Below are 11,908 nucleotides of genomic sequence, written 5' to 3'. Positions count from 1 at the left end.
TGGGCTTACTTTTTTATAAAATAAAGCGCGAAAGATCTTCGTCTTGAACGACTTCACTAAGCGTGCTGTTGACAAAAGACTCATCTATCGTGACCGTTTCACCACTGCGATCATTGGCGGTGAACGAGATTTCTTCGATTAATCGTTCCATCATCGTATGCAGTCGACGAGCACCGATGTTTTCGGTAGTTTCATTGACACGCCAGGCCGCATTAGCGATGGCTTTAATGCCGTCATCACTAAAACGTAATTCAACACCTTCGGTTGCCATTAACGCGATGTATTGTTCAGTTAACGAAGCATTAGGCTCGGTGAGTATGCGAACAAAATCTTCTGTCGTTAGTGCTTGTAGCTCGACACGAATCGGTAAACGCCCTTGTAACTCTGGAATTAAATCCGAAGGTTTTGCCATTTGGAAAGCACCCGATGCGATAAATAAAATGTGATCAGTTTTTACCATGCCATGCTTAGTGCTAACGGTAGAACCTTCGACTAATGGCAGCAAGTCTCGCTGTACGCCTTCACGGGAGACATCAGGGCCTGAGGTGTCTCCGCGTTTACAAATTTTATCGATTTCATCAATAAAAACGATTCCGTTTTGTTCGACCGCTTCAAGCGCCTTTATTTTGACATCTTCGTTGTTGACAATTTTGCTCGCCTCTTCTTCTTGCAAGGCTTTAAAGGCATCTTTTATTTTCAGTTTTCGTTTACTGGTTTTATCATTTGATAAACTTTGGAACATATTCTGTAATTGTGACGTCATATCTTCCATACCAGGAGGTGCCATGATTTCTACCCCTACCTGAGGAGCGGCTAAATCAACCTCGATTTCCTTATCATCGAGTTGTCCTTCACGCAGTTTTTTTCTAAAGACTTGGCGCGTGGTGGTGTTTTCTGAAGGCTGCTCTTCACCAAAAGTTGTTCTAGCTGGCGGTAATAAAATATCCAAGATGCGCTCTTCTGCTGCCTCTTCAGCAAGATGTTTTACACGCGCCATCTCTTGCTCTTTCGTCATTTTAATCGCCATATCCGTTAGATCACGAATAATGGTTTCTACCTCTTTACCAACATAACCCACTTCGGTGAATTTTGTTGCTTCAACTTTTATAAAAGGCGCGTTTGCCAGCTTTGCAAGTCGGCGAGCGATTTCTGTTTTACCAACCCCTGTTGGGCCAATCATTAGAATATTTTTTGGTGTTACTTCTGCACGCAGCTCATCATTGAGTTGCATACGACGCCAGCGGTTTCTTAATGCAATGGCTACAGCTCGCTTAGCATTACTTTGACCAACAATGTGGCTATCAAGTTCATGAACGATTTCACGAGGAGTCATATTCGACATGGTTGTTTCCTTATTGTTGGTGCTTATAGTTCGTCAATAACATGGGTGTGATTAGTGAAAACACAAATATCACCGGCTATTTTGAGTGACTTTTCAACAATTTCTTTTGCACTCAGTTCGGTATTTTCAAGCAGGGCAGTCGCTGCCGCTTGGGCAAAATTACCACCACTACCTATCGCGATAAGGTCATGTTCTGGCTGAACAACATCACCGTTGCCGGTGATGATAAATGAAGCCGTTTCATCGGCCACGGCCAATAAAGCTTCGAGCTTACGTAACGCGCGATCACTGCGCCAATCTTTGGCGAGTTCAACTGCTGCCTTGGTTAGGTTACCTTGATGTTGCTCAAGCTTACTTTCAAAACGTTCAAATAAGGTAAACGCATCCGCTGTACCACCGGCAAATCCAGCTAATACCTTGTCATGATATAGGCGACGAACTTTACGAGCATTACCTTTCATCACGGTATTACCCAGAGAAACTTGGCCATCGCCACCGATTGCAACTTTACCGTTGCGTCTTACTGATACTATCGTAGTCACTATTAACCTCTAATGTTTATCGACGTGTCGATATCATGCTAATGTTAACTAGATAGGGGGGATTCTGCCTTTTTCAAGGGTGGTGTTGTTATTTCCACAATAAGATTTGGCAATAGTTGATTCGATTACTGCGTAATCTGTGTTTATCTTTTTCGGCTGCACGCTTACGAGAATAAGGGCCCAAGTAGACTTGGTGCCAAGTTGAGCTAGTGCCTTGGACTACTTTAATACTTGATTCTAAACCGGCGAACGCAATGTTTGCTTTAAGCACTTCGGCTTGCTTCATCGTTTTAAACGAGCCACATTGCAATTTATAGGGGCCTTTTGTTTCAACTTCGTATTGGCCTTCTTCGACCTCTTTCGTTTTAAGCTGCTCTAGGTATTCCCACTTTTCTTTCGGTGGTTCAGGTAATTGAGTCTTAGTGGCCGTTGTTACGGTTTTATTTTCGGCTTGCGATGGTTGAACTCCTTGTTCACTCTTGTCGTTAAGTTTCCATAATCCGTAAGCAAAAGCCAAAATAGCGCATAACGTAATAGTGATGACGGCTTTTAATTTAAGCGAAAGCACAGGCGAGCTGGGCTCGTTTTTGGCCTTATAAGGGTTGTGCTTTTTATTTGCTTTGCGCGAGACATAGTCTTGATGAGCCATGAAGTTTAAATCACTTATTAACTAATAATTGGGTGTCGTCATAATGCTTGCATTGTAACGATAACAAAAAAAAATGCTACGGCTTTAGGTTTAATTTTCTAGGCAAGGTAAAAGTAGACTTTGTTTGACTAGAGCGTGTTGAACTTTACTGTTTGTTTTTGCAGCGATTTAGACGCCATTTATACAAGACAGAGTCAATGTTTCATAGTTATTCTATTCGAATTGACGATAACACAGTAGAAATGGCGTTTAAACGCTGTCCTATGGATTCGTTTAAATGTGCTTTGCTCTTTGTTGCCTACAGGACGTAGGTACTTAGCGTGAGCAGGACGCGGAAGCTGTGCCTACAGGACGTAGGTACTTAGCGTGAGCAAGGCGCGAAAGCCGTACAAGAATTTAACATAGAATAACTATGCTACACTCCTTGCGCCGTGGTCAAAACACAGTTAACTCGAACAAAAATTAAACATGAGAGTTCAACACGCTCTACCAACTAAGGTCAATCGGATCAATGTCTAATGACCACCTCACCTTATTATGCCATTCGTTTTTCGGAATATGTTGCAATACGATTTGAATTGCCTGATGAAGGTCAGAGCGTTGCTTAGCTTGTAACAGGAGATGAAATCGATATTTACCCGCACGTTTTTCTGCCGGCGCAGGCATAGGTCCGGCAAAATCACAACTTGAAGGTAGACCCTGACTGATAGCGCGAAGAAAATGCTCTGGATACGACGGGAAATTTGCCTCTGCGCGAAACAACGCTTGAAAACCATAAGGAGGTAAATGGGCGTACTGCCTCTCTAACATTGCCTGAGAAGCAAAGTGCTGATAGCCATTGTGGACTAAGTCTTGTAGTAATGGGTGTTGAGGATATTGTGTTTGCACTAACACTTTACCAGGTTTACTCGCCCTTCCTGCTCGACCAGCAACTTGCGTCAGTAGTTGGGCCATGTGTTCGCTTGCACGGTAATCATAACTAAATAACGCACCATCGATATCTAACATGACAACTAAAGTAACATCAGGAAAGTGATGACCTTTAGCGAGCATTTGCGTGCCAACCAAAATATGATGCTCTTTATTGCTTACTTGAGTTAAAACTTTGGATAACTCTCCTTTACGTCTTGTGGTATCCCTATCTATTCTCACCACAGAGTATTGCGGAAATAATTGTTGAACAACTTGCTCTATTTGTTCTGTACCTTGCCCTAACGGTGTTACACGTATACTGCCACAATCAGGACATTGTGGTGGAACCCGTTTTTGACCTGCACAATGATGACAAATCAGTAAACCTTGCTGTTTGTGAAAGGTATAAGGTCTATTGCAGCGCTGGCAATGCGCAAGCCAATGACATTCCTGACAATTAATTGCTGGTGCAAAACCTCGTCTATTAAGAAAAACAAGGACTTGTTCATTTCGCTTTAGCGTTGTAGCGATAGCATCTATTAGTGGCTTCGATAAACCTTGATTGAGCTTTAACGTACTGGTGTCGATAAGTGATATCGACGATTTGACACTGTTACCTGCTCGCTTTTTAAGTTGATGGTAATGGTACTTTCCTACCTTAGCATTATGCAAACTTTCAAAACTTGGTGTTGCTGAGCCAAGGACAATAGGTATATTTAGCTGCCTAGCTCGTAGTATTGCAACATCTCGCGCATTATAACGAAAACTATCTTGCTGTTTAAATGAAGCATCATGCTCTTCATCTACGACGATTAAGGCAAGCTTTTGCAGCGGAGAAAAAATTGCAGAACGCGTACCAATAACTATCGCGGCTTGTCCATCATTGGATTGCTGCCAAGTTAGCAACCTTTCTTTATCGTTAAGCCCTGAGTGATGAAGAAAAATTGGCACGTTAAAGCGCTGCTCGAAGCGTTGCAATGTTTGCGGAGTTAAACCAATCTCTGGCACCAACACTAATACTTGCTGGTTATTGAGCAACGCCGATTCCATTGCTTGTAAATAAACTTCTGTCTTACCACTTCCAGTGACGCCATCGATCAAATGACAAGCAAATTGTCCTAATGTCTGATTGATTGCTGAGACAATGATCGCCTGCTCTGTTGACAAGTTGTGTTTGTCTCGCTCGTTGAGCCCATGACTCCAAAGGTATGGTTGGCTTTTACTTTCCTTTTCTTGCGCTAACCGTTTTTTAGCCAGACTGTTCAATTGTTGCTTGCTATAGCCCAATGCACGAAGTTCGCACCAAGTGATGCCGTGATCTAGGTCTAGTTGCTGATAAAGCTGTAACTGCTTGGGAGCTTTTTTTGCCAGTTGCTCTAAAGTGGAATCTTGATCCGCTTTTAAGGCAAACCATTTGGTGATAGCAGGAAGTTCGGTGGCTTGAAGTTGGCGTAGTAATACCGGAAGCGCTATTTGAAAAACTTCGCCAATAGGGTGTTGATAATAATTTGCTGCTGTTTTTAATAGCTTAACGAGATCATCAGGTAGTCGGCTCCCAGATGTATCGACAGATATAATGGCTTTTATTTTATTTTTATCGACGTTCTCAGGCAGCACATTGGTGATTGATAGAATAACCCCAACTACGGTTCGGTGTGAAAAAGGTACGGTGACTCGTTGCCCTGAAGTAAGGAGGTTTTCGTCGATACCAGCAGGGAGTAAGTAGGTGAATATCTGCCTCATCGGAACTGGTATTGCGACCTGTATATATAATTCCCGCACCATGATAGAAATACAGCCACCTATTGATTGTTTATGATTATCTAGCTAAATAAGTTGCTATTTTGACTGGAATGATCAGCAAAACCAAGTTAATCATTTCGAAATTTTTATTTTGCGGTTATTTTTTCATCTTTCATCATTAACTTTGCTTGCGATCTTTTAGGGGATCATTTATTATGCGCCCCCATTAATTTTACTTCGTATGGTGCTTAGCAAAGACTAAGTGGCGATACGGCCTATTTAGAGGTAACCCATGAAAGAAGGTATTCACCCTAATTACACTGAGATCAAGGCAACTTGTTCTTGTGGTAACGTGATTGTAACTCGCTCTACGCGCGCAAAAGATATTCACTTAGACGTATGTTCAGAATGTCACCCATTCTACACTGGTAAGCAAAAAGCTGCTGAAACTGGTGGTCGTGTTGACAAGTTCAACAAGCGTTTTGGTGCTCTTGGTAAAAAATAAGTCTATTTTATACCTAGATAAAAAAGCGCTTATTATAGCGCTTTTTTATTGTCCAAAATTTACTAACGTCTACCCATTCACTAATTCCTGCCGCTTTACTACTCATATATTTACAGATAAAGAAAAAACTTTTTCTTTTATTTAAACCCTTTTTAGGGATACTACATCTAACCTTTTAAACATTGCTTAAAGAGAGAACATTTTGGATAACGTTAGTGTGATAAACGCGCAACGCCGATTTGCCGAAGACAGCGAGCAGCAATGGATCACGCTTGCTAAAGGTGGCGATCAAAACGCTTTTTATCATTTATATCAAAGTTACCATAAGCGGATTTATGCACTGTGCTGGCGAATGCTTGCTGATAAAGACAGCGCAGAAGACGTTTGTCAGGAAGTGTTTGTTCAGCTTTGGCAAAAAATTTGCGATTTTCGTGGAGAAAGTAAGTTTTCTACTTGGTTGCACAGCGTCGCAACGAATATCGTACTTGGTCATTTAAGAAAACAAAAAAATTGGCTGCAACGGGTTTTTAGTATTGAAGAACAAGGCGTAAGCATTGAAGAAACTAAAACTGATGTCCACGAATTATCGGATCTCGATAAGCACATTATGCGCTTACCAGAACGAGCAAGATTAGTATTTGTACTTTTTGCCGTAGAAGGTTATCGCCATGAAGAGATTGCTAACATGTTAGGAATGGCGGTTGGTTCAAGTAAAGCTCAATATCATCGTGCACGTAGTTTGTTAAGAGAGTGGGTTTAGAGATGAAAGAACATATTTCAGAGCAAGCATTAGATCAGCAAGTTCAGCAACTCGATAAAGAAATGAGTCCTAGTAGAGATTTATGGCCAGGTATCGAAAAAGCGCTTGCTCGCCAGCAACATCAGCGCGATACCACTAATAAAGCCACTTCATTTCCAGGGGTTGCCTGGGCAGCGTCAGTTGTTGCCGCGGTATTGTTAACCTGGGGAGTGATTAATTCTAACCCAGTGGGTGATAACCAGTCTCCTACGCTCGCGGTCAAAATGGAGCAAGACTTCGAAAAAACCAAACAGCTTTTACTAACCAGCTATGGTCAAGAGGTTAATACGCCACTCACTCCAGAGTTAGAAAAACAGTTTGAAGAGCTTGCTAAAGCGCGCGCTGCGTTGGCTAAATCTCTAGAAAAAGATCCTAATAATAGTGACTTACTCAATTTATTACGCTGGACGCAGCAACAAGAGTTATCGTTATTGCAAACAATTTATAGTCCTAAGTGGCAAAGTATTTAAGTAATCGAGGTGAGTATGCGTAATTTTATAGTATCAACTATGGTGGGCACTTTGCTCTGTTCAGTTTCAGCCGTTGCTGGTGAAAAGGTTAACAAAACATTGGCGCTTGAAAGTGCTAGTTCGATAACGATAGAGAATCAAAGAGGGCAAGTGAGTGTTGTTGGTGGCTCAGGGGATGAAGTAACAATCCAAGGAGAGTTGGACGAGAAAGCTGAAGGCTTAACTTTTGAACATGATGGCTCAACGATTATTGTCAAAGTTGAAATGCCTGAACATCAAGGCAATTGGCGCGGAATGAGCAATGAAAAAGGTTCAGACCTGACAATTTCAGTACCTAGTCAACTTAAGGTTTCTTTTAGTGGTATTTCTAGCGATATTTCGGCGTCCAATTTACTCAATGGAGCCGAGATCCGAACGGTAAGTGGTGAAATCAAACTTGATAACCTCAAAACAATTGTTGAAGTCAACTCGGTCAGTGGAAACATCCATACCCAAGATATACATGGTAAGTTAATCGCCGCGGCAGTGAGTGGGGATATCATTGATAAAAACTCCAGTGGTCGTATTGAACTAAACGCCGTTAGTGGTGAAATTGAATCAACAAGTGCAGCAGAGGAAGTTGTCATTGAAGTGGTTAGTGGTGATGTTTCTTTAGCATTGCAAAAAGTTGATGAGCTAACGGTAAGCGCCGTTAGTGGGGAAACTAAAGCTCAGTTGCATTTAAATGAAAATGGCACGGTTAAGTTATCGAGCGTTAGTGGTGATTTTGACATGCACTTTCAATCAGGTATTGAAGCAAGCTTTCGATTAAAAACTAACGCTGGTGGCGATATTGTTAATCGTATTACTAGTGATAAAGCAGAGCATGCCAAGTATGTTCCAAGTGAAAAGTTAAGTTTCGTTACTGGCAGCGGAAAAGCGTCAGTGAAAGCGAATACCGTCAGTGGCACAATTCGAGTTGATACTAAATAAACTTAGGCGAAAATAACGGTCAAAACGCAAGGATATTTGTCGAAACACGATGTTTCCTATCTAAACCTGAGGTTAAATAGTTCTCTGAACCCCGCTAACGATTATAATCTACCTTTATCGTTAGCGGGAACCTCTTTGCATACTTTTTCATTGCGCATTTCCTTTTGCATTTAATCAAATTCTGCTACATTAGTCCTCTTCCAATCAACGTATAACGCGCACTATGTGTATCACTTTATAGGTGTATAAATGGCGGATGCAAAGCCTGCTAAGTTTGAAAAGCGATCAAAATTCACTAGAGACCAACAAGTAGACGACTTAAAAGTTCCTCCACATTCACTGGAAGCTGAACAATCGGTACTCGGTGGTTTGTTATTGGATAATGAAGCATGGGATCGTGTTAGTGAAAAAGTGGTTGCACAAGATTTCTACTCTCGTTCTCATCGACTCGTTTATGAAACCATTGGCGCCTTGATTGAGTTAGGTGAACCCGTTGATTTAATTACGCTTTCTGAAGCACTAGAGAATGATCAAAAGCTAGATGATGCAGGCGGATTTGTTTATTTAGCTGAGATGATGAAAAACACGCCAAGTGCAGCGAACATTACCGCTTATGCAGAAATTGTTCGGGAACGAGCGGTAACGAGAGAAATGATCAGTGTGGCTAATGAAATTGCTGACGCAGGTTACGACACTCAGGGGCGAAGCAGTGCTGACTTACTTGATTTTGCTGAAACTAAGGTGTTTCAAATAGCAGAGCAACGAGCTAATAAGTCAGAAGGGCCCGAAAATATTCATTCGGTACTAGAAAAAACCGTTGATAGAATTGAGAAACTCTACCAACAACCGCATGATGGTGTAACCGGAGTTTCTACAGGGTTCGCTGATCTAGATAAGATGACCGCCGGCCTTCAGCCCAGTGATTTAATAATTGTTGCTGCCCGTCCATCAATGGGTAAAACCACGTTTGCGATGAACTTGGCAGAAAATGCGGCGATGACAGAAGATAAACCGGCGCTTATTTTCAGTTTAGAGATGCCTTCAGAGCAGATCATGATGAGGATGCTAGCCTCGTTAGGGCGCATTGATCAAACCAAGATAAGAACCGGACAATTGGGTGATGAAGATTGGGCTCGGTTATCATCAACGATGGGATTACTGATTGAAAAAGGTAAGATGTATATTGATGATGCAGCCGGTCTAACTCCAACCGAAGTTCGTTCTAGAGCCAGACGTATCGCGCGAGACAATGGCGGTATAAGTTTAATTATGATTGACTACTTGCAGTTGATGAGAGCGCCACAATTTGCGGATAATCGAACCTTGGAAATTGCCGAAATATCGCGCAGTTTAAAGGCGCTTGCCAAAGAACTTGAAGTGCCTGTCGTTGCCTTGTCGCAGTTAAACCGTAGTTTGGAGCAGCGAGCAGATAAAAGACCAGTAAACTCTGATTTGCGTGAATCAGGTTCGATAGAGCAGGATGCCGATTTGATTATGTTTATCTATCGTGATGAGGTTTATCATGATGATTCCGAATATAAAGGGATGGCTGAAATTATTATTGGTAAGCAGCGTAACGGTCCTATTGGTCGTGTACCATTAACATTCCAAGGGCAGTACTCGCGATTTGATAATTATGCCGGCTCTCATGTATTAGATGAAGACTAGTTAACACGATGACCATTCGCAGTGCGACAGCTGTTATCAATTTAGATGCGCTGAACCGTAATTTTACTTTTATTCGCGATTTAGCGCCAAATGCTAAAATATTGGCTGTTTTAAAGGCTAATGCGTATGGTCATGGACTTGAGCGAATTGCCAAAGCCTTGCCACAGGCAGACGCTTTTGGGGTCGCAAGAATAGGAGAGGCGTTAGCGTTACGAGCAGGTGGCGTGGTGAAACCTATCGTCTTACTTGAGGGCTTTTTCGAGCCGCAAGATCTCGATATATTAGCGGTCAATAACCTTCAGACTATTGTTCATAATCAACAACAACTCGAGGCAATTTGTCAGGCTAAGTTAGATAAGCCGCTAAAAGTTTGGTTAAAAATAGATACTGGTATGCATCGTCTTGGCATAGATCCGCAAGATTTTGAAAAATACTATCACGCACTTTCAATGAGCCCTAATGTTCAGCAACCAATTGTATTAATGAGTCACTTAGGGTGCGCTGATGATACTGATAACCCGAAAACAAGGTCACAAATCGCATTATTTGAAACAGTTACTGCAGGATTATCTAATGAACGTAGTCTGGCTAATTCTGCCGGTACGTTTGTTTGGCCGCAGAGTCATTACCAATGGGTACGTCCTGGTTTGATGTTGTATGGTGTTTCTCCACTGGCGAAAGCTAATGAAAAAGCTAAAGCATTAGCGCCAGTGATGACCTTACAAGCAAGTGTTATCGCGATACGCCAGCTGCCAGCTGGGGAGACAGTTGGTTACGGTGGAACGTGGCAGAGCGAAAAAGATACCAAAATTGGGGTGATCGCCATTGGCTACGGCGATGGTTATCCAAGACATGCACAAACGGGAACACCAGTATTAGTGAATGGGCGGATCGTCCCATTGGTTGGTCGCGTTTCTATGGACATGATCACCGTCGATCTTGGTGCTAACGCTAATGAAAAAATTGGAGATGTCGCTACATTATGGGGAGATGGCTTACCTGTAGAAGAGGTGGCGAAATGGTCAACGACGATACCCTATGAGCTATTGTGTAACATTAGCCGAAGGGTGGAGATATCATTAAAATAAAAGGTGCTTAATCGCACCTTTTATCTAACCACTTAACCAGTAGTTTTTACTGTCAATTTAATCAAATCTTATTGCTCTCGCTGAGCATGACGAAGCGCCCAAACATAGTCTAAACCGATAAATTGTTGCCCTTCAAATAAGCTAGGATCTACGGGGCCTATGTGTCCAAGAGGACGCCCCTGGTCATTTACCTCTGCTTGTACCGGTGGAATGGGCATAGCCGGACCAGTTTCCCCTTTCACTGCTAGAGCATGACAGGTTAGGCATGACATGGTTTCTTGGTCAAATGGTCCTTCAATTTGAGAGTTAGTGAGCACCGTAGCTCGACCGCGGTTATCTACCCAATCTGTTTGTGTGCCACGTAAGCGGTAGTTTTCCCACTTGGTACCTTCTAAACCAAAACCAGAGGGGAGCTCGTTACAATCTAATTGGCTTGCTGGGCATGCGACACTGTCTTTGGAAGCGACTACCCAACCACGAAATGATTCGGGATAAATGGTTGGCCAATAATTCTCGTTATCGACATGTTCGAAAGTAGACCAAAACCACGTGGGCATGTCCTTTGATATGATATGTAAAGCCGATAAGCCAAACAGCATTAATTGTTCATCTCGCTCAACCTCTATCCAGTGATATCTGGGTTTATCGGTTTCTTCAATCTTCACCCAATGCGCTTTAATCTCTTTTGCTCCGATCGGAAAATCAATATCAGTAACCCCTTGTGCAGCAAGGCGTTCTTGTTCATCTAAACTATAAAGCTTGTTATCACGAATGAAGTGATAGGCTGACTTATTCATCCGCACTTCTTCGTCAAATATATTACTGGTATCACCAGCTGGAGGAGTATAAAAAGCGCCGTCTGCACAGGCTTTCTTCCATGATTTAGGCTTGATGGCGTTTTCTAAGAATGTTTCTTCTCGCGAACGCCACATTTGCCATGTGGTAAGTCCGTTGTCCCCAAGTACTTTGTTTTTATCCGGCCGACAATTCTTATCATTGCCTGGCCAATTTAAAGAAACAAAGAGTTGCCAGGCGTAACGATCAGGGTCGTTCATGGCTAAAAATGTATCTTGGAGATCTTTCCAAGGTTTATGTTGATTGAATGACTTGGCTCGAGTATCACCGGTTAACTCTTGCAGAGAAAGCGAGTCATTGGCTTGCCCTAAGCCGCTAAAGCTGATCGCCAGCACAAATATGGCACTTGCTGTCTTTTTCATT

11 protein-coding genes are annotated in these 11,908 nt (G+C 42.3%); 6 read left to right on the top strand and 5 right to left on the bottom strand.

Features of this window, described 5'->3' with window-relative positions:
* Positions 1-13 precede the first annotated feature (13 nt).
* The 4 genes from hslU to priA form a co-directional block, all read right to left on the bottom strand.
* The gene (gene hslU, locus ACSLUH_RS11975; RefSeq protein WP_448567261.1) at positions 14-1,342 is read right to left on the bottom strand and encodes an ATP-dependent protease ATPase subunit HslU; all 1,329 of its coding nucleotides are present in this window, start codon (positions 1,340-1,342) and stop codon (positions 14-16) included.
* A 23-nt stretch (positions 1,343-1,365) separates the two neighbouring features.
* Entirely contained in the window at positions 1,366-1,884 is a 519-nt protein-coding gene (gene hslV / locus ACSLUH_RS11970; protein WP_448567259.1) for an ATP-dependent protease subunit HslV, read from the bottom strand.
* Positions 1,885-1,972: 88 nt separating this feature from the next.
* Positions 1,973-2,533, bottom strand: a complete 561-nt coding sequence (locus ACSLUH_RS11965) for an SPOR domain-containing protein (RefSeq protein ID WP_448567257.1) — start codon at positions 2,531-2,533, stop codon at positions 1,973-1,975.
* A gap of 486 nt (positions 2,534-3,019) precedes the next feature.
* A complete protein-coding gene (priA, locus tag ACSLUH_RS11960) occupies positions 3,020-5,230 on the bottom strand; it encodes a primosomal protein N' (protein WP_448567255.1) in 2,211 nt (736 codons plus the stop codon).
* 250 nt (positions 5,231-5,480) lie between these two features.
* Between priA and rpmE the strand changes: the two genes are divergently transcribed.
* From rpmE to alr, 6 genes are all read left to right on the top strand, one after another.
* A complete protein-coding gene (gene rpmE / locus ACSLUH_RS11955; RefSeq protein WP_448567253.1) occupies positions 5,481-5,693 on the top strand; it encodes a 50S ribosomal protein L31 in 213 nt (70 codons plus the stop codon).
* A gap of 202 nt (positions 5,694-5,895) precedes the next feature.
* Positions 5,896-6,453, top strand: a complete 558-nt coding sequence (locus ACSLUH_RS11950; RefSeq protein ID WP_448567251.1) for an RNA polymerase sigma factor — start codon at positions 5,896-5,898, stop codon at positions 6,451-6,453.
* A gap of 2 nt (positions 6,454-6,455) precedes the next feature.
* A complete protein-coding gene (locus ACSLUH_RS11945; protein ID WP_448567249.1) occupies positions 6,456-6,962 on the top strand; it encodes a hypothetical protein in 507 nt (168 codons plus the stop codon).
* 15 nt (positions 6,963-6,977) lie between these two features.
* Positions 6,978-7,934: a DUF4097 family beta strand repeat-containing protein gene (locus ACSLUH_RS11940; RefSeq protein ID WP_448567247.1), complete on the top strand. Its 957-nt coding sequence runs from the start codon at positions 6,978-6,980 to the stop codon at positions 7,932-7,934.
* A gap of 249 nt (positions 7,935-8,183) precedes the next feature.
* Positions 8,184-9,602, top strand: coding sequence for a replicative DNA helicase (gene dnaB, locus ACSLUH_RS11935; RefSeq protein WP_448567245.1), 1,419 nt, complete (start codon positions 8,184-8,186; stop codon positions 9,600-9,602).
* A gap of 14 nt (positions 9,603-9,616) precedes the next feature.
* Positions 9,617-10,690 (top strand): alanine racemase, encoded by a 1,074-nt coding sequence (gene alr / locus ACSLUH_RS11930; RefSeq protein WP_448567303.1) that lies wholly within the window; start codon positions 9,617-9,619, stop codon positions 10,688-10,690.
* Between the two features lie 68 nt (positions 10,691-10,758).
* Here the strand turns inward: alr and ACSLUH_RS11925 are convergent, their stop codons facing one another.
* Entirely contained in the window at positions 10,759-11,907 is a 1,149-nt protein-coding gene (locus ACSLUH_RS11925) for a hypothetical protein (RefSeq protein WP_448567243.1), read from the bottom strand.
* Position 11,908 lies beyond the last annotated feature (1 nt).

The organism is Thalassotalea ganghwensis (assembly GCF_053485795.1).
The sequence above is the reverse complement of the archived record's forward strand: the minus strand, read 5'-3'. Positions and strand labels throughout refer to the sequence as shown.